At 43.5% G+C, this 22,568-nt stretch carries 21 protein-coding genes; 8 read left to right on the forward strand and 13 right to left on the reverse strand.

The features are described from left to right. The first annotated feature begins 6 nt into the window (after positions 1-6). From JMY06_RS05635 to JMY06_RS05645, 3 genes are all read left to right on the forward strand, one after another. Positions 7-843: a lipoyl protein ligase domain-containing protein gene (locus JMY06_RS05635; RefSeq protein WP_227672191.1), complete on the forward strand. Its 837-nt coding sequence runs from the start codon at positions 7-9 to the stop codon at positions 841-843. A 265-nt stretch (positions 844-1,108) separates the two neighbouring features. Beyond that, positions 1,109-1,639, forward strand: coding sequence for an inorganic diphosphatase (locus JMY06_RS05640; protein WP_201617007.1), 531 nt, complete (start codon positions 1,109-1,111; stop codon positions 1,637-1,639). 182 nt (positions 1,640-1,821) lie between these two features. Further along, a complete protein-coding gene (locus JMY06_RS05645; RefSeq protein ID WP_201617008.1) occupies positions 1,822-2,289 on the forward strand; it encodes a hypothetical protein in 468 nt (155 codons plus the stop codon). A 102-nt stretch (positions 2,290-2,391) separates the two neighbouring features. Here the strand turns inward: JMY06_RS05645 and dusB are convergent, their stop codons facing one another. The 4 genes from dusB to JMY06_RS05665 form a co-directional block, all read right to left on the reverse strand. Beyond that, positions 2,392-3,402, reverse strand: coding sequence for a tRNA dihydrouridine synthase DusB (gene dusB, locus JMY06_RS05650; RefSeq protein ID WP_201617074.1), 1,011 nt, complete (start codon positions 3,400-3,402; stop codon positions 2,392-2,394). 130 nt (positions 3,403-3,532) lie between these two features. Further along, complete coding sequence (locus JMY06_RS05655; protein WP_201617010.1) at positions 3,533-5,578, reverse strand: BCCT family transporter; 2,046 nt, start codon at positions 5,576-5,578, stop codon at positions 3,533-3,535. 262 nt (positions 5,579-5,840) lie between these two features. Next, the gene (locus tag JMY06_RS05660; RefSeq protein ID WP_201617012.1) at positions 5,841-7,886 is read right to left on the reverse strand and encodes a BCCT family transporter; all 2,046 of its coding nucleotides are present in this window, start codon (positions 7,884-7,886) and stop codon (positions 5,841-5,843) included. A 315-nt stretch (positions 7,887-8,201) separates the two neighbouring features. Continuing rightward, entirely contained in the window at positions 8,202-8,648 is a 447-nt protein-coding gene (locus JMY06_RS05665; protein WP_201617014.1) for an HIT family protein, read from the reverse strand. Positions 8,649-8,900: 252 nt separating this feature from the next. Between JMY06_RS05665 and JMY06_RS05670 the strand changes: the two genes are divergently transcribed. The 3 genes from JMY06_RS05670 (at position 8,901) to JMY06_RS05680 (ending at position 13,316) form a co-directional block, all read left to right on the forward strand. After that, a complete protein-coding gene (locus tag JMY06_RS05670) occupies positions 8,901-9,650 on the forward strand; it encodes a hypothetical protein (RefSeq protein ID WP_227672192.1) in 750 nt (249 codons plus the stop codon). 215 nt (positions 9,651-9,865) lie between these two features. Then, positions 9,866-11,752, forward strand: coding sequence for a dihydroxy-acid dehydratase (gene ilvD / locus JMY06_RS05675; protein ID WP_201617017.1), 1,887 nt, complete (start codon positions 9,866-9,868; stop codon positions 11,750-11,752). 307 nt (positions 11,753-12,059) lie between these two features. Beyond that, complete coding sequence (locus tag JMY06_RS05680; RefSeq protein WP_201617019.1) at positions 12,060-13,316, forward strand: cation:proton antiporter; 1,257 nt, start codon at positions 12,060-12,062, stop codon at positions 13,314-13,316. 102 nt (positions 13,317-13,418) lie between these two features. On the opposite strand, the gene JMY06_RS05685 is transcribed toward JMY06_RS05680, so the two are convergent. From JMY06_RS05685 to JMY06_RS05690, 3 genes are all read right to left on the reverse strand, one after another. Then, positions 13,419-14,192, reverse strand: a complete 774-nt coding sequence (locus JMY06_RS05685) for a M23 family metallopeptidase (RefSeq protein WP_201617021.1) — start codon at positions 14,190-14,192, stop codon at positions 13,419-13,421. 135 nt (positions 14,193-14,327) lie between these two features. After that, positions 14,328-14,453 carry a hypothetical protein gene (locus tag JMY06_RS11890; protein WP_265087877.1) on the reverse strand — a complete coding sequence of 42 codons (126 nt, stop codon included), beginning with the start codon at positions 14,451-14,453 and terminating at the stop codon, positions 14,328-14,330. Then, positions 14,446-14,952, reverse strand: coding sequence for a 5'/3'-nucleotidase SurE (locus JMY06_RS05690; RefSeq protein ID WP_227672193.1), 507 nt, complete (start codon positions 14,950-14,952; stop codon positions 14,446-14,448). The genes JMY06_RS11890 and JMY06_RS05690 overlap by 8 nt, the downstream gene beginning before the upstream one ends. A gap of 751 nt (positions 14,953-15,703) precedes the next feature. On the opposite strand from JMY06_RS05690, the gene JMY06_RS05695 reads away from it, so the two are divergent. Both JMY06_RS05695 and JMY06_RS05700 read left to right on the forward strand, forming a co-directional pair. Then, positions 15,704-16,129 carry an MCR_0457 family protein gene (locus tag JMY06_RS05695; RefSeq protein ID WP_227672194.1) on the forward strand — a complete coding sequence of 142 codons (426 nt, stop codon included), beginning with the start codon at positions 15,704-15,706 and terminating at the stop codon, positions 16,127-16,129. Between the two features lie 425 nt (positions 16,130-16,554). After that, positions 16,555-17,721 carry a D-alanyl-D-alanine carboxypeptidase family protein gene (locus tag JMY06_RS05700; RefSeq protein ID WP_201617023.1) on the forward strand — a complete coding sequence of 389 codons (1,167 nt, stop codon included), beginning with the start codon at positions 16,555-16,557 and terminating at the stop codon, positions 17,719-17,721. Positions 17,722-17,825: 104 nt separating this feature from the next. Here JMY06_RS05700 and JMY06_RS11790 read toward each other — a convergent pair whose 3' ends face one another. From JMY06_RS11790 to bamB, 6 genes are all read right to left on the reverse strand, one after another. Continuing rightward, on the reverse strand, positions 17,826-18,035 hold the full coding sequence (locus JMY06_RS11790; protein WP_227672195.1) for a hypothetical protein: 210 nt from the start codon (positions 18,033-18,035) through the stop codon (positions 17,826-17,828). After that, positions 18,011-18,670 (reverse strand): sensor histidine kinase, encoded by a 660-nt coding sequence (locus tag JMY06_RS11795; protein WP_227672196.1) that lies wholly within the window; start codon positions 18,668-18,670, stop codon positions 18,011-18,013. Before JMY06_RS11795 ends, JMY06_RS11790 begins: the two co-directional genes overlap by 25 nt. After that, positions 18,648-19,109, reverse strand: a complete 462-nt coding sequence (locus tag JMY06_RS11800; protein ID WP_227672197.1) for a hypothetical protein — start codon at positions 19,107-19,109, stop codon at positions 18,648-18,650. Before JMY06_RS11800 ends, JMY06_RS11795 begins: the two co-directional genes overlap by 23 nt. Before the next feature lie 61 nt (positions 19,110-19,170). Beyond that, the gene (locus tag JMY06_RS11895; protein ID WP_265087878.1) at positions 19,171-19,302 is read right to left on the reverse strand and encodes a hypothetical protein; all 132 of its coding nucleotides are present in this window, start codon (positions 19,300-19,302) and stop codon (positions 19,171-19,173) included. A gap of 204 nt (positions 19,303-19,506) precedes the next feature. Beyond that, positions 19,507-20,949 (reverse strand): ribosome biogenesis GTPase Der, encoded by a 1,443-nt coding sequence (gene der / locus JMY06_RS05710; protein ID WP_201617032.1) that lies wholly within the window; start codon positions 20,947-20,949, stop codon positions 19,507-19,509. 387 nt (positions 20,950-21,336) lie between these two features. Further along, complete coding sequence (gene bamB / locus JMY06_RS05715) at positions 21,337-22,545, reverse strand: outer membrane protein assembly factor BamB (RefSeq protein WP_201617033.1); 1,209 nt, start codon at positions 22,543-22,545, stop codon at positions 21,337-21,339. Between the last annotated feature and the right edge of the window lie 23 nt (positions 22,546-22,568).

Here is a 22,568-nt window from a genome sequence, read left to right on the forward strand (position 1 = left end):
CAACAAATGAATGATACTGTTATCAATAATACTCTAATTAGTAAAACCCTGATAGCCGCCGACTATAATCCCACTCATGAAGCCATGCTAGCGCGTACTTTAGAACGCATCGCCTTAAAAAAAGAACAAGGCTTGCGCACACCTGATGAGCTATGGATTGTCGATCATAACGATGTTTATACTCTTGGACAAGCTGGCAGAGAAGAGCATATCTTGCAGCGTACCGATACGCCTATTATTAAAACTGATCGCGGTGGACAAGTCACCTGGCACGGTCATGGACAGCTGGTCGTTTATTGGCTGTTTGATTTGCATAGTCTGGGCTGGAGCGTGCGCAACTTAGTCTCCCATGCCGAGCAAGCAATAGAAGATGTGGTCAATGCTTGCCTAAGTCATTATTCAGCACCCAATGATACGCATAGTAAAATCAGCGCGCATGCCCGCCGTGATGCTCCAGGCGTATATTTATATGCGAATTCGTCTGACAGTACTGACAAGCTTGATAGCGAAAATGGTGACGAACGCTCTCATACGCCAGCTGCTGATGATGATAGTAGCGCTATTATGCTCGGTAAAATTGCCTCGCTGGGCTTTAAGATCAAGCATGGCTTTAGCTACCACGGTATTGCGCTCAATATCAATTGTGATTTGTCCGCCTTTAATGCTATTAATCCTTGTGGTTATGCTGGAATGCAAATGCTAAGGTTGTCAGACTTTTCGACAATAAATGAGAATATCAATGAATTACTAAGCTATGAGCAAATCACCCAAAAACTCATCGATAATATCACTCAGCGTCACTCAGGATTAATCGAGTTACGCCTAACAGCCTCCTCTAAATAGAGACTTAACCATAATATTTATAGCGGATTTAACATGCTGAGTCTTATTCTGCATAATATCGTGCCCGCTTAGACTTAAGCATAACGAGAAAAACGAATCCAAACTTGTTATACTCACAGGCGACACAAATTAGTCGCAGCAATATCTATCCTTGCCGTGCCTATAGTTTTTTGCTTAACCATAAGATAAATGGCAAGCAAGATTATTATTTTTACCAATCCTCTATCTTTCAACCATTCATAACAAAAGCAGCTAGGAGTACTTTATGGCAGATTTTAATAAAATTTTAGATGCAGGCGACGTCGACAGCGGTATCATTAACGTGGTCGTTGAAATTCCAACGGGCAGCAATCAAAAGATCGAATGGAAACGCGAGTTGGCCGTATTTGAGCTGGACCGTATTGACCCACAGATTTTTGCTAAACCTTGCAACTATGGTTTTATCCCGCAAACCCTTGATGAAGATGGCGATGAGCTTGACACGCTAATCATCACTGAGCATCCTTTAACTACGGGGATTTTCTTAAAAGCCAAAGTTATCGGTATAATGAAATTCGTCGATGATGGCGAAGTCGATGACAAAGTAGTAGTCGTTCCCGCCGATGATCGTAACAACGGCAACGCTTATAACAGTTTAGAAGACCTACCTGAGCAGCTGATTAAGCAGTTACATTTCCACTTCAGCCACTATAAAGATCTTAAGAAAAAAGGCAGCACCGTGGTCGAATCATGGGGCGATGTGGCTGAAGCGAAAGAAGTAATTAAAAAATCTATCCAACGCTGGAAAGACAAGTAAGTCATCATTTTTTATAAAAATAGTCGCACCCAAATTTGCCGCAATCATCGAAATGATTGCGGTATTTTTTTGCATACGTTTTATGTGTATAAAGTTGCTGATATAAAGTTGCTATAATAACTTATATTATAAGTACGCATGTTCGCGCCAGTAGACGATAAGAATAACCATAAAGGATAACCATGTTCAACTCTGATCCCAACTTAAAACCAATAGACGCCAAGCTGCCCAAAGCCGTCATGATGATGATCGAAAAGAACAACCTAGTGATGGCCATTAAAACCTTAGCTGAAGATGAAAATATCAGTATGGACGCTGCAAAAGTCCGTATTGATGCTTATGAGACTGAGCTTAAGGTGAAGCAGCAGCAAAAACTAACCACTATTGCCAGTAAACAAGGGATTCCGAACGAGGCGCTGAGCTTTGATAGAGAGCAGTCCGACAAGATTCACCAAGAGCAACTGATTAAAAATCGGGTTAAGACCACTCCCGATGAACAAGGCTTTAAAAGTCTGCAAAGCGGCGTTGATAGTCAACTCAATAATTTAGGTTATAAAAAGCGGCTCATACCCTATTGGGCCAAGCGGCTATTAGTTATTGCTATCATCATGGCAGGCCTGTTTTTGATATTATGGAACATCTTTGGTTAGCTGAATCTTCAGATTCATGAGCCATTATTAAGATGATTTTATATTAAAGCGGATTTAAATAACTTCAAAACTGTTGAGCTCTGAAGTTATTTAACTTTAAAATCATTCATGAGCACGCAGAAACTCTGCTACCACGCGGAACTGTCCAGCGGTGCTCTCTTCACCATACATCGCTTGGCGAAAGGCGTTAGAATTAGGAATACCCGTGGTATACCAAGCGATATGCTTGCGGGCGATACGGCAGCCTGAATATTCGCCGTAGAAGTCATACAGCTCTTGCAAATGAGCCAGTACAATCTCTTTAATCTCGCTGACACTAGGTGCAGCAAGCATCTCGCCAGTACGCAAGAAGTGCTCAATATCGCGAAATATCCATGGCTGTCCTTGCGCAGCGCGCCCTATCATCACCGCATCACAGCCGGTTAACTCATAAACGCGCTGGGCTTTTTGCGCGCTATCAATATCACCATTAGCAATTACTGGAATACTGATGCTTTCTTTAACTTCGCGAATCAGCTCGTAGCGCGCCTCCCCAGTATACATATCTTCGCGGGTGCGCCCATGAATCGCAATGGCGGCAATACCTGCCTGCTCAGCACGGCGCGCCACTCGCAGGATGTTCTCGCGTCCGTTTTCATAGCCCAGTCGCGTCTTTAACGTTACGGGTGTATTAACGGCATTGACTGCGGTATCGAGCAAGCGCGCAACCAAGTCTTCATCTTGTAATAGTGCTGAACCTGCCAGCTTACGGCAGACTTTTTTAGCTGGACAGCCCATATTAATATCAATAATCTGTGCACCATTATCGATCTGATAGCGGGCCGCTTCAGCTAATTTATCGGGTTCTGCTCCCGCTATTTGTGCTGAGATGGGCGCAATTTCACCGTCGAAATTGGCACGATATAGCGATTTTTTACGCGCATAAAGCGCGGTATCGGCAATTATCATTTCACTAACGGCATGACCAGCACCAAACGACTTACACAGTTTACGAAAGGGATTGTCAGTTACCCCTGCCATCGGTGCCACTATTAAACGGTTTTCAATCGTTAATCCGCCAATTATCAATGGCTGCAATAAAGGATGGTCATTATTATTTTTTACTTGCAGCATAGAGTTACCTGCTGGTGGAGAACGATCATCTGAAGTATTTATAGACATAAAAAACGGCTTGATTTGCAATGAAAACAAGCCGTTATTCTATGCATTCTTACGCATATTGCAAGTTATTAACCTGAATAACTTATTTATCAAACACACTACCCTGCTCTAAGGTAATATCATCATCGTGCTCCTGCATACGCCACGGCAAAGTATCTGGTGAGATATTTATGAAGTGTAAGTATTTCTCAAACTGATCAATGATGTCATTAATGACTGCGTCAGACTCATAACCATATAAATCATAGATCTGACCGCCACGTCGCAGGTACACTTCAGCGCGATGGTCATGCTGTTGCGCTAACTCATCCGCGCCCTCCTCAGTATAATAATCCGGTGCCTCATGCTCAGACAAGCGAACCTCATACCAAAACTCAACATCATCACCGCGTTGTAGCTCTAATACCACACGATTATTGACCACATCATAATTGACCTCAGTCGTCCAGCCGGTTTCCCCAAACTTGGTAGACACTTCGACCATTGATGGCATCACTATTTCTTTAATATAACTCAAAACCTTATCACGCGTTGGCTGATCATTAAGATAATCAATCCGGTCACGCCATGATGATAGCTTAAGCAGATGCGGCGGTATCCTATTATTGCTCCCTAAGCTTTGATTACGATACCCTTCAATTCGCAATGCCTTCCACATGCCAAACATCGCCATCAGCATAATAATTGCAAATGGTAGCGCACTGACGATAGCCGCCGTTTGTAGCGCTGTCAGGCCACCTGCGAGCAGTAATACGGAGGCGACCAACCCTTCCGCCACCACCCAAAATGTGCGCTGCCATGCTGGTGTATCGCTGCGACCGCCTGCTGCTAATGAATCAATGACCAAGGAGCCTGAATCTGACGAGGTTATAAAAAAAGTGATAATCAGCATCACTGCGAGTGAAGACACAATTTGGGTAAAGGGTAAGTTTTCCAATAATTTAAATAAGGCAATCGCTTGGTTGTCTTGTACATCAGTGATTAATGAGGTGTAACCATCAACCATAATCATATGTAGCGCCGTATCCCCAAACACTGCAAACCAGAAAAAGGTAAAGAGGGTTGGTACCAACATCACACCAACAATAAACTCACGAATAGTGCGACCACGGCTAATTTTGGCAATAAACAGACCGACGAAAGGCGCCCACGAAATTGTCCATGCAAAGATAAATAGCGTCCAGTTACTAATCCAGTCACTGAGCCGATAAGCTTGCAAGCTAAAGGTACGCTCGACGATACTGCCAAGATAGCTGCCCGTATTTTCCATGAAGGCATTCAGAATAAAGATGGTCGGCCCAACGATAAACACAAACAGCATTAGCGCCGTCGCTAGTCCCATATTCAAAATAGAGAGCCGCTTCACACCTTTATCCATCCCAGCAAGCACTGATACCAGTGCCGCTGCGGTGATTAACGCGATAGCGATGACCTGTACTGTACTATTAACCGGAATCAAATCGGGTAGCAGATAGTTTAACCCGGCATTAATTTGTGAGACAGAAATGCCTAAGCTGGTTGCCAGACCAAACATAGTACCCAAAATCGCAAACACATCCACCGTATGTCCTATAGGACCATAGATTTTGTCGCCAATGATAGGATACAAGGTTGAACGCATGGACAATGGCAGTCCGTGACGAAAGGAGAAATAGGCTAACGTTAACGCAACCACAGCGTTAATGGCCCAAATATGAAAACCCCAATGGAAATAAGCAATCTGCATCGCCTCTTTTGCTGCCGCAATAGTCTGCGGATCCGACAGTGGCGGACTGGCAAAATGTAGTATGGGCTCCGCGACCCCAAAGAACAGTAATGCAATCCCGTAACCAGCTGAAAACAACATCGCAAACCATTCGCCAAATTTATATTCTGGCTCCGCATGATCCGGCCCCAGCTTAATACTGCCATAAGGCGAAAATGCCAGCACAATAATAAACATCAAAAACAATGCCGTTGCCAGCAAATAAAACCAGCCAAAGGTGTCAGTCATAAAATTAAGCACGTTACCAAATAACGCGCCAGCCGCCTCGGGATTAAGAGAGGTACCTATGACCAGCAGTATAATAATGACTGCTGCCGGTACAAATACTGGCAGCAGAATAGTAGATCGGGGAAGCTTACTCATAAAACGGTCTCACAGAAATAAAATCTTTAAACAGACTTTGAATATCAGCCTCTAAAAAGAGTTTTCCTCAAAGTATTAAAGCATATTTGATAATCACAAATAGACGCTATCGATGGTTAAAACTGTCTCGGAACAAGGTTGGGTCTATTGCTATACAACAAAAAAGGCAACTTGTCAGCTGCCTTTTTTGTTTGTTGGAAAAACTAAGCATTTAATACTAAAACTTTAAAAAAATCAATTAAATCATACCTCAGTAAAGACTTTATTTATCAAATACACTGCCTTGTTCCAGCGTAATATCATCATCATGCTCTTGCATACGCCACGGTAGACTGTCTGGCGAGACATTTAAGAAGTGTAAGTACTTCTCAAATTGGTCAATAATGTCATTAATGACTGCCTCGGACTCATAGCCATACAAGTCATAAGTCTGACCACCACGGCGCAGATAAACCTCAGCGCGATGATGATGCTCTTGCGACAAGTCATTGGCCATGTCCTCTGTATAGTAGTCCGGTATATCATGCTCAGATAATCGCACCTCATACCAAAACTCGATATCCTCGCCGCGTTGTAACTCTAGTACCGCCCGATTATTAGCGGCATCATAATTGACATCAGTCGTCCAGCCGGTTTCCACAAACTTAGCAGATACCTCAATCATTGAAGGCATGATCACTTCTTGGATATAGCTTAAGACTTTATCGCGAGTTGGCTGTTCGGTTATATAATCAATACGATCACGCCATGCAGACGGCTTGAGCAAATGCGGCGGCAGTCTGTTATCGTTGCCAAGACTTTGGTTACGATGTCCTTCAATTCGCAATGCCTTCCACATGCCAAATATAGAAATAAGGATAATAATCGCAAAGGGTAATGCACTCACAACGGCGGCGGTTTGCAAGGCCGTTAGACCACCAGCAAGAAGTAGCACAGCTGCCACAGCCCCTTCAGTTATTACCCAAAACGAGCGCTGCCACCATGGCGTATCACTACGTCCACCAGCAGCCAACGAATCAATAACTAATGAGCCTGAATCCGATGAGGTCACAAAGAAGGTAATGATTAATAATACCGTTAATGAAGAAACAAACTCAGTAAAGGGTAAGTTTTCTAACAATTTAAATAAGGCAATCGCTTGGTTATTTTGCACATCAGAAATTAATGAGGTGTAGCCATCATACATAATCATATGTAGCGCGGTATCGCCGAACACTGCAAACCAAAAGAAGGTAAAGATGGTTGGTACCAACATCACACCGACTACAAACTCTCGAATGGTGCGACCACGGCTAATCTTGGCGATAAACAGACCGACAAACGGCGACCATGCAATCGTCCATGCAAAGATAAATAGCGTCCAGTTACTGATCCAATCACTGAGCTGATACGCCTGTAAGCTAAAGGTACGCTCAACAATATTGCCCAAATAGCCACCAGTATTTTCCATAAAGGCATTCAGGATAAATATGGTCGGACCCACGATAAATACAAACAACATCAGCGCAGTCGCTAGCAACATGTTCAGAATAGACAGCCGCTTTACGCCTTTATCCATCCCTGCCAGCACCGATACCAGAGCCGCTGCAGTAACCAGCGCAATAATAATGACTTGGACCGTGGTACTCACCGGAATCATATCTGGCAGCAAATAGTTTAAACCGGCATTAATTTGCGATACCGACAGCCCTAAGCTGGTTGCAAGTCCAAACATGGTACCCAAAATCGCAAACACATCCACCGTATGCCCGATAGGGCCATAGATTTTGTCCCCGATTATAGGATATAAGGTTGAGCGTATCGATAATGGCAAGCCATGACGAAAGGAGAAATACGCCAGTGACAACCCTACTACCCCGTAAATGGCCCAAATATGAAAGCCCCAATGAAAATAAGCAATTTGCATCGCTTCTTTTGCTGCTGCAATAGTCTGCGGATCCGACAGTGGCGGACTGGCAAAATGTAGCACAGGCTCAGCGACCCCAAAGAACAATAAGGCAATGCCGTAACCCGCTGAGAATAGCATGGCAAACCACTCGAGGAATTTGTATTCCGCCTCAGCATGGTCAGGCCCGAGCTTAATACTACCATAAGGCGAAAATGCCAATACGATAATAAACATTAAAAATATGGCGACTGCCAGCATGTAGAACCACCCAAAAGTATCGGTGGTAAAGTTCAGCACGGTGCTAAACAATTCACCAGCAGCTTCAGGGTTAATAGCGGTGCCAATCACTAACAACAACATAATGATAGCTGCCGGCACAAATACCGGCAGCAAAATAGTGGAGCGTGAGAGCTTACTCATAAAAAGGGGTTTCCTCAAAGCAAAAGCGCCTAATTTAAATGACTTTAAATAACCAATCTTATATTAAGAAAGTGAAATCACTAAGGCGCAAGGGGCGATAATGCCCAAATAAAAGTAATGTGTACCATAATCTTGCCGTGAACCCCAGCGCAGCTTGATATTTGTAACACTATTTTAACGAATATTACATGACTGTTACCCAGCAATAAAAAAGGCAACTTGTCAGCTGCCTCATTATACCCATTAAAAAACTTAGACTATTCTGCTAAAATTTTAAAAATCAATAGCATTACTCGCTATCTCATTATTCGTAAATTAGGCATTAATCACAGCGGCAAGCTGTTTAGCAGTAGCAGCAAGTTTTGCATGGTCAGCTTCTGTCGCCGCATGACGTCCCAGCTCATGAATATTGGTAGGAATAAGATGCACATGATAGTGAAAGACGGTTTGTCCTGCCTGTGCGCCATTTAACTGCATTTGGATAATACCTTCACGCGCGAAGACTTGACGCTGGGCTAGCATGACTTTCTTGGACGTCATGAGTACAGCAGCGGCGTACTCGGGTTCAAGGTCACCCAAATCAATGGCTTTTTGCTTCGGTATTACTAATACATGACCTTCTGCTTGTGGCATAATATCCATAAAGGCCAACGTTTTGTCATCTTCATAAACCTTGTGGCATGGAATATCGCCATTAAGCATTTTGGCAAAGAGGTTGTTGTCGTCATAAGCGGCTTGGGTATTATTACTAGGCTGGCTCATTGAATTATCCCTTCATTAGTTATTCATTATCGGTATGGTGTATGTTAGCTAGAATATAATGGACGAAACTCTATGACAGTACAAGTTACGCTTTTATAAGCGTTTAAACGTTAGAATTGACATAAAGCATGCGTTTGTAAGGCAGATGATAACGTCGATTGTTTAAATACGCTAATTTATTGATGAATATGGCGGTTTAAATGTTATATTAAGGTATTACCTTTCTAACCTACGTTTATGGATTTGACTGCCTTGCCAACTCAATTATCAGAACATACTGAACCTTACCTAGAACCAATCAATGCTATAGCAGCGCCTACTTCAAATAGCGAGGCGCAAGAGTCAGATGCTGATAGCAACAATAATAAAATTGATCCAAACACGATTATCTTGGCACAGGCATTGACCGATACGGCTATTAGCTGGCGTATTCATAATTGCAAAATAAGTAAAAAGACAATCACGCAAGACATGCCATTGCTGTTCTTATATCACTATGATAGCTTGGACGACTCTATTAAACAGGCGTATCCACTAACGCCGGTCTTGCTGGCGCAATTTAATACCCCGATGACTGCTGCTGCTGCTGCCAAACTGATTGGTATTGCAGACGATTTATTGGTAAGTCCTTGGCATGTGAAAGTTGTTGGTTCATTAGTCATTTTCAGTGAAGCATTGCAATTGGCGGTACGTTTGCATTGGACCAATACGGGTAAGAGCACGCAGCAGATTTATACTCAAAGCGCAGAAGAAGCCGTTACTGCCGCCTTTAAAGACTGGCAGTTTTTTGGCCGTATTGATGTGCTCTATAAAAATGGCAAGCAGACGCTAGTTAGTATTGATGAAGCCAGCGATGATGATGAACAGTTACTTGCTATTGATACTAGCGCCGACTACCAGTACCTACCAGCGACTCATGCATTGGCCGTTATTGCAAAGCTAGAAGCGGATAAAGCAGAGCTGCCGTGGTTTGAGACGGCGATTCTAGAACGCCTTGAGTAGCGTTTCGCACCCAAGTCCTTTATTATTGATTGACCCCTTTTTATTATTGTTTATGAATCCGCTATGTCTCTATAGATAGCACTTTGCCTCTTATATTTAAAATTTAGCGTTATAAACACTACCCTTTCTTAATTTTAACCAAGCGTTTAGCATTTAATAATCAGCGCTATCTGCCTTGTTTCGAATACACATCGCCTAATCGTAAGGAATATTGTATGGATTATCTCTCAAAAACATCTACCGGTGGTCGTAATATGGCAGGTGCGCGAGCACTATGGCGCGCCACGGGCATGACTGATGGTGACTTTGGCAAACCCATTATCGCCATTGCTAACTCATTTACCCAGTTTGTGCCCGGTCACGTACATCTTAAAGACTTAGGACAAATGGTCGCGCGCGAGATTGAAAGTGCTGGCGGCGTCGCCAAAGAATTTAATACCATTGCAGTCGATGACGGTATCGCGATGGGACACAGCGGCATGCTGTACTCCTTGCCCAGCCGTGACTTGATTGCTGACTCTGTGGAATATATGGTCAATGCTCACTGTGCGGATGCCTTGGTGTGTATTTCTAACTGCGATAAAATTACTCCGGGTATGGTGATGGCAGCAATGCGTCTAAATATTCCAACGGTATTTATCTCAGGTGGCCCGATGGAAGCGGGTAAAATTCTAGCCAGTACGGTTGGTAAAAGCCATAATACTGACGACAGTAACGGCAGTAAGGTTCGTAAACTAGACTTAGTCGATGCGATGATGGACGCCGCAGATGACAGCATTAGCGATGAAGATGTCGCCGCTATTGAAGCCTCAGCTTGTCCCACTTGCGGTTCGTGCTCTGGGATGTTCACTGCTAACTCTATGAACTGCTTGACCGAAGCATTAGGCTTAGCATTACCAGGTAATGGCTCGCTGTTAGCGACTCACTCGCTGCGTCGCGAGCTGTTCTTAGAAGCCGGACGTACTATTGTGTCCCTTGCCAAACGTCGCTATGAGCAAGATGATGATTCAGTTCTGCCGCGCTCAATCGCTACTAAAGCGGCCTTTGAAAATGCCATGACCTTAGATATCGCCATGGGTGGCTCGACCAATACCATTTTGCATTTACTGGCTGCCGCTAATGAAGCAGAAGTCGACTTTAAAATGCCTGATATTGACCGCTTAAGTCGCAATGTGCCTTGTCTGGCTAAGGTTGCTCCTGCCTCGGAAAAGTATCATATGGAAGATGTGCATCGTGCTGGTGGTGTATTTGCGCTGTTGGCCGAGCTTGACCGTGCCGGCTTGCTCACCACTGACTTGCCGACCATTCATAGCCCGACAATGAAAGAAGCGATTGATAAGTGGGATATTATGAATCCTGACAATCTTGAGGCGCGGGCACGCTATATCGCAGCTCCAGGGGGCGTACGAACGACTGAGGCCTTCTCACAATCACAAGAATGGTCAAACCTCGACGTTAACCGTGAGTCAGGCTGTATCCGTAGTGCCAAGCATGCTTATTCAGAAGATGGTGGCCTTGCGGTGCTTTACGGTAATATTGCCGAGCGCGGCTGCGTGGTCAAAACCGCCGGCGTTGACGACAGCATTTTAGCCTTCACCGGACGCGCGCGACTCTTTGAGTCACAAGATGACGCGGTAGCCGCTGTATTAGCTGATAGTATCGTTCCCGGTGATGTAGTCATTATCCGTTATGAGGGTCCTAAAGGTGGTCCCGGTATGCAAGAGATGCTTTACCCTACCACTTACCTGAAGTCCAAAGGTTTGGGTAAAGAGTGTGCGCTATTAACTGATGGACGTTTTTCTGGTGGTACATCAGGCTTATCGATTGGGCATGCCAGCCCTGAAGCGGCTGAAGGCGGCGCGATTGGTTTAGTACAAGAAGGCGATACCATCCACATCGACATTCCGAACCGTACCATCAACATGCTGGTTGGTGACGCTGAATTGGCTGCCCGCCGTGAAGAGATGGAAAGTCGTGGACGTGATGCGTGGAAGCCTACCAGCCGCGTGCGTCATGTATCACCTGCTCTACGCGCCTATGCTGCGATGACTACCAGTGCCGATACTGGTGCTATACGTGATGTGAGCCAAGTCGAGCGCTAAGCACCCTTTAAAATACTCACGCTTTTTTTATTAGGGTGGGTGTTTTAAAACAGTTTAAAGCGATTTTCAATCACTCTTAGTTTTTTAAGTTAAATGATTCTTAGATTAAAAAGAAGCCTGCTTAATGCAGGCTTCTTTTTCACCAAAAAACAACGTAGTAGCCGTTCTGATAACGATTGTTTGCGGAACTTGCCTGCTTTTACCGTCATGATAGGCGGCAGGTTACCAGTTGACTATAAACCTTATAACCATCCGCTTTAAGACTCTATTCCTGATTAAAATTAATATAACCGTGTGCGCCAAACTTATGATTGAAAACTATAATTTATTCTTATTAGTCTGCGGTATCGCATTTTTATTTGGGGCATTGTTTCCCATTATGTTTAAACGCGCGCCTATATCCTTACCCATGCTACAGGTGAGTTTTGGAATGATGATGGGCTACTGGTGGACAACCTTGTCATTTTTAGACCCGTTAAATCACGGCTTTATTATCGAGAAGCTCACTGAAATTGTGGTGCTGGTATCGCTAGTCGGTGCAGGTATTAAAATCGATACGGATCTCGCTTGGCGATTATGGCGTCCTACCGTGCGTCTATTACTCATTACCATGCCGATTGGTATTTTTGCAATGGCATTTTTGGGCTACTACGCATTTGGTTTGAGCATGGGGGCAGCGATTTTGCTCGGGGCGGCACTTGCGCCTACCGATCCCGTGCTGGCCTCCAGTATTCAGGTGGGACCGCCTAACACCGGCGGTGAAGATACAGCGCGCTTTACCTTAACCTCAGAGGCAGGATTAAATGATGGCTTAGCATTTCCCTTTGTTTATTTAGCAATTAAAATAGCAGAAGCCTATGATAAAGGGCAGCGTTTCAGCGGTGAGATGTTATGGTCGTGGTTTACCTATGATGTGCTATGGAAAATCGGTGCAGGCTTAGTAGTTGGGGTAATGGTCGGCAAAATTTTGGCGAAATTAATATTCTCAAAACGTACGCACGGTACTGCGATTTCTCAAGGCTATGTAGTGATTGCACTGACATTACTCGCTTATGGGGTGGCCGAATATGTCAACAGTTATGGTTTTATTGCCGTATTTGTCGCCGCTTTTGCATTTCGGCGATCAGAGTGGGAGAACACTTACCATCAAAAGCTGCACGATTTTGCTGAACAGTCAGAAGGCCTTCTGATGTCACTGGTACTGGTGACTTTTGGTATATTTATCGGACAAGGGTTACAATCAGGAGTCGAGCTGACGTGGCGAGTATATATTGTTAGTTTTATATTCTTATTTTTAATACGCCCAATTGGTGGGTTTATTGCACTATCAGGATTGAAGCTGCCACGTACAGAAAAATACGCCATATCCGCGCTAGGTATTCGCGGTATTGGGACGCTATACTATTTATCTTATGCACTCAATCAAGGTTTTTTTAGCGAAGATGACGCGATTAAATTATGGGTGGTCTGCTCTATGGTCATCTTAACGTCCATCTTTATACATGGGATTCGTGCGCCAAAATTGCTAAAAAAGACACCTATTAAGGCTAAGCCAAGTGCATAATATTTACCGAACTTTATAACAGCCACTCAGTAAAAAACCTACCGTTATTTTTAACGGTAGGTTTTTTTACATCTATTTAAGCGTTATATGCTGAATAGTCTATTAATTCCCTAACACAGCACGGGGATCAATGGGATTACCACCAAGACGTACTTGGAACTCTAACCCTACCTGATTGGTCTGGCCAGTCTTACCCATGCTAGCAATACGCTGACCTCGTTGTACGGGATCACCCTCTTTTACCATAATCTGACTGTTATGTGCGTAGGCTGTGATGTAATTTTCACTGTGGCGAATCATAATAAGGTTACCATATTCTGACAAGCCATTACCGGCATAAAGTACGGTGCCGCTTTGGCTAGCAAGTACGGGATCCCCTTCTTTACCCGAAAATAACATACCCAGTTGATTAGCCGCCTCATCAAAATTACGAACGACAGGATTACTACTTGGATATTCATAGCCTGAAGTAGCATTGGCCGTCACTTCATAGGCATTATTGGATGAAGAGTTGGGAGATGAGCCTGGCGTCTGATTATAGACTGGTGCTGAATTGGCATTGCTATTAGCAGACTGAGATTGACCACCTTGCCAGAGTTTGAGCATCTGCCCACTATAAATAGTGTATTGACTATCAAGCCTATTAAGCGCACCAATTTGACGATAGCTCAAGTGATAACGTGAGGCAATCTGGCTGACGGTATCACCGCGCTTCACCAAATGGTAATTAGGCACACCTTGGGCATTAGTAATAATCTTAGGGCCTGACGATGCCGGCTGATAAGTAGGCTTAGTTGCACAGCCCGTCATCGCAAGCGTCAGCGTACCGACTAATGCTGCGGTCGCAAGCTGCGATCCAAAAGTGAGCTTTTTCATACAAGGTTTCCTATACTTTATGTTATTCATGAGCACGCTATGGCATTTGGCAGTATACATCGCTTAAATCATACGCAATGTGGAAAATGCGTTAGTCATTATATAGGCCGCAACTTATAATGCCAATGCTGACAACTAATCCAGCGTGGTGGTCGGCGTATGATGCAACCTAACGGGTGATAGACTAATATAGCCTGCCGTCACGGCCTGATCATCTGTATCGTTAGACCAATAGGCATCACGCCCGCGTGGATCAACCACATGAGGTACCGGCTGCGCCAGCTGACTGTGATTTAGACGTGTAATTTTGCGCCCTTTGATACTGGTTGGCCTTGTCTTGCCCGCTACCTTTAATAGCGCCACCAACTAAAGAGGTGGCAATCGCTGGTATCCCAAACAACTGCGCGGACAATGCTGCCCCAAAAGTACCCGAAAACAACACGTCTTGCCCTAAGTTCGCGCCTGAATTGATACCTGTAATCACACAATCAAAATCTATCTCACGATATAATTGGTGCAAAGCCAAATAGAAACAATCCGCTGGCGAGCTATTAACAGCTATAAACCCTGACGCCAGTTCATGGGCATATAATGGCTGGGAGATATGCAGTGTACTAACAGAGCCGCTTTGTTCGGCATCGGTGCCGACAACCATCACCTCCCCAATTTCAGACAACGCCTGATACAGTGCCAGCAACCCTGGCGCATGTACCCCATCATCGTTACTAATCAAAAACTTCATGTCGGCTTTTATACTCATAGCTGCTACTCATATCTGACCGTCTGTCTGCTTATCCATTTTGTTATTATAAAATTGCTATAATAAGCCAACGCTTTAATGCTGTTCTTGTGCTTTTGTTATCCTATTTTGCAATGATAAGCATTAATATATAGATAGTAGCATCCTATATAACACTATTATGAAAATAGCTTTTTATTGGCAAGACAAGCAGTTGGATATAGATATGAAAGGTGAAAGATAAAGTCTTACACATAATATTTGCACAGAAGTATTATGTAAGACTACAATTATTAGCAATAGCAGAAGTTGGCTAGAGACTGACTCACTCTTAATAAATCCAAATCGGCAGGGCAAGCTTATAACTTTAGGGCGAGTATACCTGAATAGTGAACGGTCATAAACTAAGTCTTAACTTAGATGATAAATACAAACCGTAAATTAGCAAGTTAATGTCAAATTCTTAAAAAGTGGTCTATCATCCAAATTAACTTACCATCAAAAGTGGCTCAAAATATTAGTTCCCTAGAATAAGCACTCCTGTCATTGTCATAAAATATATTCTACCGCTAATGTTACCAGCCGCAACAATTTCCACTCATCTATTAATCTTGGCGTAACTTGTTAGCAGATGCTACGGATTTGTTGCTACAGACGGCCATTAGGTCACAAGATATCTACACATAAATCAATATTTTATGTGACTTTTGTTTTTTTTCCCATTACCATAAGACCATCAAATAAAGCAAAGCGAGTGTGATACTGAATGAATATGCAATCGATATTATCTATAGTTTCCATGGCATCAAAAACAGCATCAAAAGTTGGCGTGGTGGGGCTGATAACTTCGGTTGCCATGCTGTCTCAAACTACCAATGCGGCCAATAACACAACGACTATTCCGCTTGATATGTCTGGAATGAATATTACCAAACATGAAATTGCCGTGATGCAAGTGTTGTCTGAGATTTGTCCGCCGATGCTGAATGGCAATCAAAAGCAGCGTTTTTATAAGTCTTATAACGTACAGTTGCATGAATTAATGCCAACTTTGGATGATCCGAAAGCAGCGATTCAATATCTATCTACTCAGCAAGACTATCGTCAAATTCTACAAGGTATTCGTAGCTGGACGATGGGTTTCTCTAAGCAAGATAACAAAGCGATATGTGAAGATTTAGCCAATGCTGATTTTTAAAAAGTAATTTATGTAAAGAGCATGCAAACTGTAAACATGTAAAACATAAAAGGTAATGATAATCACGACCTTTTATTAGTTACAAGTAATTTTTATTAGCGAAGTCTTAGTTAAGCCGCATGAAATTTAGTAAAGAACTTGCTGCCAGCCGTTTAAATATTAAGTGGTTTGCAGCAAGTTTTTTTTATGCTTATAGATAAATCTAAGTGATACTGCCCCTGCCTATTGCCGCGAACTGCTTTTTAGACTATTCTTGCCTGCGTTATTAATATCTTATGTCAGCTTAGCTATCGTTTCCTTTTAAGGAAGTATATTGCCGCGGTAAGGCCTTAATCTTATGTCTATCGTTCTTTATAGTCACCCCTATTAGCGGATGGCAATCGCAGCGTTAGACCACTTGGTTTCATGATGTGGTGTAACAGTTTATGACAGTAAAGCATGTAAAAAAACAGTTCGTACAACTGGTAGTGAGTATCAGTATTTCTATGAGCGTAGGGATAGCGAATGCTGCCATTCAACCGCCTGAAATGGAAAATGTGGCCTATGTATTGATGGATTATAATACCGGTGAAATATTAGCACAAAAAAATGCCGATCAGGCGCTGCCACCCGCATCACTGACTAAGATGATGACCAGTTATATCATTGAGCAGCGTTTGGCTGCAGGTGATCTGACTGAGGAGGAACAAGTGCTGATGAGCGAGAATGCGTGGTGCCGTGGTAGTAGCAGCCAGTCTTGCATGTACGTACCCGTCAATAAAACAGCCAGCGTTATCGACATGCTGCGCGGCATCATCATTCAATCCGGCAATGATGCTTCTAAAGCCATGGCTGAATATATTGCCGGTAGCGAATCTTCATTTGCCACGCTAATGAATGATCAAGCAAAGAATCTAGGGATGAAGAACACCCATTTCGTGAACGCCACCGGAATGCCTGATGTCGGTCATGAAGCTTCGGCAATTGATTTGGCCACTCTCGCCCGTGCTATTATTAAGAACAGCGGTAAATATTACGATATCTATGCGGAAAAAGAGTTTACTTATAATGGTATCACTCAAGGTAACCGTAACGCTCTACTCGCTACCGACCCTACTGTTGATGGCCTAAAAACAGGTCATACCAATGCCGCTGGCTATTGTTTGGTTGCTTCAAGCAATCGCGATGATATGCGCCTAATTTCTGTCATTATGGGCAGTAAGAGTCAGCAAGAACGTGCCGATCAGTCGCGCGAGCTACTCAACTGGGGCTATGGTCACTTCACTACCGTTACTAAGGCGCCTACAGGACAGTTCGTTGGCAATCTACCAGTATGGTTCGGAGAAGCAAAAGAGATAGAACTGGCTACCGCTGATCACCTGCAAGTCCTAACCCGTAAAACTGAAAGAAATAGAATCTCTACCGCCATTGATATTCCAGATAGTGTAGAAGCACCTATCAAAAAGGGCCAGCAAGTTGGCCAAATGATGGCCGTGATTGATGGCAAAACAGTAGCTTCAGTGCCTATCGTCGCGACCAATGATGTTGCACAAGCAGGCTTTATAACTCGTATGTGGCAACATGTAATGCGCTGGGCACAAGATCTATTCTAAGCTCTCGCAATAAACAAACCGTATAATCCCCAATAAAAAAGAAGCCTATCTATTGATATTTGGCGTCTTTTTTATTACCATCGGCAATTAATTATAAACACTACTTAAGCCAGCCATTTTTTGAGCAGATTGCGTAGTACCTGGCTATCGCTCGTCGCACTATGACACAAATCAACGCCCACTGCCCTTAAACCATACTCAAAACTGTCCAAAGAATAGCTTTTATGCGGCGGATACCAATAGACTAATAATACCCGAGTGGTACCCTCCTGCTCACGGATATAACGCGCTAACTGGACGGCTTTCTCCGGCAATACACCTCTGCAACCATCACCATATCTACGTGAGTCATCGTCAACTGTTCTACGACGGATAGCTCATACTGATGACAGCTTACCGAAGCCCCAAGACGTTGCAGCTCCTCAACGATAATTTGTCCTGATACCGTAAACTTAATGGCATTTTCTATTAATGTCGAGATGACTTGCTTAATTTTATTGATATCCCCTTCAAGAGCATAGTCCATATGTTGAGTTCGGCTGGTAAGCTCTAGGCCTTTTTGCTTAGCTATTTGCTCGAACTCAGATAATAAATCCGCTAATAGCTGTAAGGGATTAAAGTCACCGAGACTGACCCCAACTTGGCCCTTTTCTATCTTATTTAGCTGAATAATTTGCTCAAACGTGCTGTCTAAATGCTGACTGCCTTTATGTATAATGGCTAATACGTCATTTTGCTCCTCATTCAGCGTTTGAGGATTTAGCAGCTGTAAGCCGCCAGAGATGGCATTTAACGATGTTTTTAGCTCATGAGTGATCATACTTTGCAAGTTGTAACGCTGAACATCGAGCGACAAGTTTTTATTGTGCAGCTGCTCCTCAAAAGCGGCCAGCTTCTCAACCTTTTGCTCCGCCACTTTTAAGCGGTCAAATAAGGTGGTAAGTGCCAATCTCGCAAACCTTTGCTAGATTCGCGATGTCTTTAGATAGCCAGTTCAGTTTACGCAAGATAAAATATATCCAGCCCAGACTCAAGCCAATAGTCGCCAGCCACAACCAAATATTTCTAAAAAACCAATTCCAACGTAGCTTATCAATATCTATAGTGATATTAATATAACCGACTAGGATATTGTGATCTGATAGCGCATCATTAATCACATTCGCAGCACTGCTACTACTAGACAATGTCGTTGATAGCTGCTTACTAAGATTAGAGTATTGGGTCCCGCTGCCGGTCATATAATGGCTGGTGACCGCCCGGTTGAAGCTGATACTATCGGCAAACAAAGCGTTGTACCAATCATTGGTTGTCTGTCCGACGGCGGCTCGATTAAGGGTAACGACTGGATGATCGGTTGAATAAAAGACAATGCTTTCGATACTCAAATCATCTTCTAATAAGACGCCGACTTGTCAGACGACCAAATTAGCACCATCAGCAGTAGAGTCACTGTTGATAATGAGGGACAAAGCCATAAACAAAAGATAATAAAAAAGTGGCGATAATAACAATGGCAATCGCTTGCAGGACAGAACGTCGAATATGAGTAGGGATAGTTCTAGCAGAATATGTATACATGCGACTTAGTAACGTTGGGAGCACTTAGGTTGATATTACATGATAAGAAAAAATTATGTTTATTTAGTGATAATTTATAATGATGGCTTCTGGAGCCACCATTATAAATTACGGGTAAAAAGTTATAAAAACAGATAATATAAAGACAAAAAATATTGGAATAAAAAATAGTGAAAAACTTAATAGACACCTTAAGCAGCATATTTAACGTTTTTTAGTGCTATTTTTATCATTCTTTTTATCACGCGTTGTGAACTTTTGCGCACGATTACGCTCACGCTGGCGCAGCTGTTGCTCTTTTGCTTTGGTTGGGGTGTCACTTTTATTAGCGAATGGATTTTCATTGAGCTTAAAGACCACATTAAGCGGTGTGCCCTCTAACTTAAATACTTGACGGAATTGGTTTTCAAGGTAGCGCTGATAGCTCTTAGGTAGAGAGCCCGTTTGGTTACCATGAATAACAATCACCGGTGGATTATGACCGCCGATATGGGCATAACGCAGTTTAATTCGGCGACCACCAACGGTTGGCGGTGGGCTGGCTGCAACGGTATCTTGCAAGATTTGGGTCAAGCGATTGGTTGATACCTCGAACATCGACGATTGATAAGCACGCAAAATTGATGGATATAAATTGCCGACATTAGTACCGTGCAAGGCCGATATTAGATGCACTTTAACATAGGGTATAAAGTTAAAACGGCGATCCATTTCTATCTTAATATAGTTTTTTTGATCGGAGGTCAGACCATCCCATTTATTAATCGCCACCACTAAGGCGCGACCCGCATCAAGCGCATAGCCAATCATATGCAAATCTTGATCAACGATGCCTTCTTGCGCATCAATGACAATGATGGTGACATTGGAATCTTCAATGGCTTGCAAGGTTTTAATAACCGAGAACTTCTCTACTTTTTCATCGATCTTGCCACGGCGACGCACGCCTGCAGTATCAATCAATACATAATCTTTGCCATCACGCTTATAGGGAATATAAATACTGTCGCGAGTGGTGCCTGGCATATCAAATACTACCACTCGGTCCTCACCTAACAGACGGTTAACTAAGGTCGATTTACCCACGTTTGGACGACCAATAATGGCAAGCTTTAGGCCATTCGGCTCCTGTACCGTCTCTTGTTCAGGCATATCTGCGGTGAGCACTTCTAGTAAATTGCCCACCCCGCGCCCATGACTGGCTGCCATAGGATAAGGCTCGCCCAAACCTAAGGCATAAAATTCAGCGGGTGCGGAATCATGAACGCCATCAACTTTATTAGCAACCACATAGACTGGCTTGCCTAATGTATGCAAAAACTTGCCAATCTCAGCATCAGCACCAATCATACCTGCACGCGCATCGACCACAAAAACAATGATATCAGCTTCATGAATCGCAGTATGCGACTGCTCAGACATATAATCGTCAATATCACCCCTGCCATCGTCCGCCTCACCGATACCACCGGTATCTACAACGATAAATGCTTTACCTTCATATTCGGCATCACCGTACTGACGATCGCGGGTCAGACCTGATAGGTCGGCAACCAATGCCTGCCGACTTTTGGTGAACTGATTAAATAAGGTAGATTTACCTACATTTGGGCGACCAATCAAGGCGACCACAGGCTTAATACTCATGTGTTACTCTCAGTGACGGACAATGATGACAGCGAATAGGCTGTATATTACCGCAAACTTAAATGGATTATAGTAATAAAAAAAGTCATAATAAGATAGATAGCTGACGGCTACTAAACGATTGATTAGTATAGCAATTTAATTTGATGGCAATCGATCGACCACTCAATAACAAATCAGCGTTTAACATATAGCGAATTTGCTAAGGGCGCATAGATTACGCGAAACAAAGGTTTTAAACAAGTAATTTACACAAGGCGTTAAACGCTGTCCAAGCAGCTTTTAAATTTTATACCATTAAGAGTCGTTTCTTTACAATTAAGCTCGATGATAACCATTAATCAAAGTCTTATAAATAGTCATCACTGAGCTTAACATGCTAACGGCTTAACGTGCTAATTGCCAAAAGGCTACTTGCCCTGATTTACTTTGGGTCATCAAGCGGCTGTCTTGTACTTGTAAATTGGTCAGCGCCCCTTTGGTCTGGACGCGGCTCACGATATTACCAGTCGCCGGATCGAATAAATGCACCACCCCATCAAGGTCACCGACAGCAATATAATTACCAATCATAACCGGATTGGTTAACTCACGATAACCGAGCGCGTCACTTTCCCACAATGTTTGTCCATTGCTGCGGTTATAGGCGATAACCTTGCCGTCTAAACTGGTGCCAATCACTTGCTGGTTATTGACTGCCAGTGCTTTAAGACTGGCAAGCTCATTGACGAACATGACCTGCCGCGATGCCAAATCAATGCCTAACAGCTGACCGCTATAGCTGACTGCAAACAGCTGATTATTATCAACGATAGGCATGCCATCGACATCGCTCATGCGTTCGACTTCGCTACTACCCACGCCCACACCGACGCGACGTGACCACTGCGGCAGACCGCTATCAGTGGTAATAGCATGTAAGCGACCATCAGCGGTAGCAATCAGTGCGGTTTTATCATCTAATAGCGTTGGTGCCGCAGCGCCGCGCACACTGATTGCCGGTACTTGAGTGGTAAATTGCCAAACCGACTGACCCGTTTGTAGCGACAAACCATGCAAGAGACCATCATTACCCGATAAAATAACGCGGTTATTACTGATCAATGCTGGCGTCAACACTGAGCCTGATAGCTGCTGCTGCCAGCGTTTAGAACCTGTCATACTGTCAAAGGCCAGCACTTTCCCGCCACGGGTACTAATAACCGCGGTTTGACTGAACGCATCTAAGGCCACGCCGCCAGTGATTTGTTCGCCGACATTGATTGACCATAAGCGCTGACCAGCATTATCAAAACCGGTTAAATCACCACCCCTTGAGGCAAGAACGATTTGGCCGTTATCATAGCCCACTTGTAAACTGAGCGGATCTTTTTTGCTGGCTTTTTTATTGCCAACATTGACATTGAATACTGGCTGCAGCACACTAATCGGCTGGGCAATTTGTACTAATTTTACAGGATCATGAATAACCGGTTTGATACCACGGTTACACCCAATAACAGCAGTCGTCATCAGCGCCAACACTGCCACTTGCATGACAGTCGCTTTTATAGTCTTGCCTGTTATGATTTTATTGGAGCGAATAGATGGGTTCATTATATGTTCTCACTACGAATAAA

Origin of the sequence: Psychrobacter urativorans (genome assembly GCF_904846675.1) — a bacterium.
Taxonomy (GTDB): domain Bacteria; phylum Pseudomonadota; class Gammaproteobacteria; order Pseudomonadales; family Moraxellaceae; genus Psychrobacter; species Psychrobacter urativorans_B.

Excerpts from the sequence above, each read along its gene's own strand:
- JMY06_RS05635 (WP_227672191.1), top strand. The coding sequence starts at position 7 with ATGAATGATACTGTTATCAATAATACTCTAATTAGTAAAACCCTGATA.
- JMY06_RS05640 (WP_201617007.1), top strand. The coding sequence starts at position 1,109 with ATGGCAGATTTTAATAAAATTTTAGATGCAGGCGACGTCGACAGCGGT.
- JMY06_RS05645 (WP_201617008.1), top strand. The coding sequence starts at position 1,822 with ATGTTCAACTCTGATCCCAACTTAAAACCAATAGACGCCAAGCTGCCC.
- dusB (WP_201617074.1), bottom strand. The coding sequence starts at position 3,402 with ATGCTGCAAGTAAAAAATAATAATGACCATCCTTTATTGCAGCCATTG.
- JMY06_RS05655 (WP_201617010.1), bottom strand. The coding sequence starts at position 5,578 with ATGAGTAAGCTTCCCCGATCTACTATTCTGCTGCCAGTATTTGTACCG.
- JMY06_RS05660 (WP_201617012.1), bottom strand. The coding sequence starts at position 7,886 with ATGAGTAAGCTCTCACGCTCCACTATTTTGCTGCCGGTATTTGTGCCG.
- JMY06_RS05665 (WP_201617014.1), bottom strand. The coding sequence starts at position 8,648 with ATGAGCCAGCCTAGTAATAATACCCAAGCCGCTTATGACGACAACAAC.
- ilvD (WP_201617017.1), top strand. The coding sequence starts at position 9,866 with ATGGATTATCTCTCAAAAACATCTACCGGTGGTCGTAATATGGCAGGT.
- JMY06_RS05680 (WP_201617019.1), top strand. The coding sequence starts at position 12,060 with ATGATTGAAAACTATAATTTATTCTTATTAGTCTGCGGTATCGCATTT.
- JMY06_RS05685 (WP_201617021.1), bottom strand. The coding sequence starts at position 14,192 with ATGAAAAAGCTCACTTTTGGATCGCAGCTTGCGACCGCAGCATTAGTC.
- JMY06_RS05690 (WP_227672193.1), bottom strand. The coding sequence starts at position 14,952 with ATGAGTATAAAAGCCGACATGAAGTTTTTGATTAGTAACGATGATGGG.
- JMY06_RS05695 (WP_227672194.1), top strand. The coding sequence starts at position 15,704 with ATGCAATCGATATTATCTATAGTTTCCATGGCATCAAAAACAGCATCA.
- JMY06_RS05700 (WP_201617023.1), top strand. The coding sequence starts at position 16,555 with ATGACAGTAAAGCATGTAAAAAAACAGTTCGTACAACTGGTAGTGAGT.
- JMY06_RS11895 (WP_265087878.1), bottom strand. The coding sequence starts at position 19,302 with ATGTATACATATTCTGCTAGAACTATCCCTACTCATATTCGACGTTCT.
- der (WP_201617032.1), bottom strand. The coding sequence starts at position 20,949 with ATGAGTATTAAGCCTGTGGTCGCCTTGATTGGTCGCCCAAATGTAGGT.
- bamB (WP_201617033.1), bottom strand. The coding sequence starts at position 22,545 with ATGAACCCATCTATTCGCTCCAATAAAATCATAACAGGCAAGACTATA.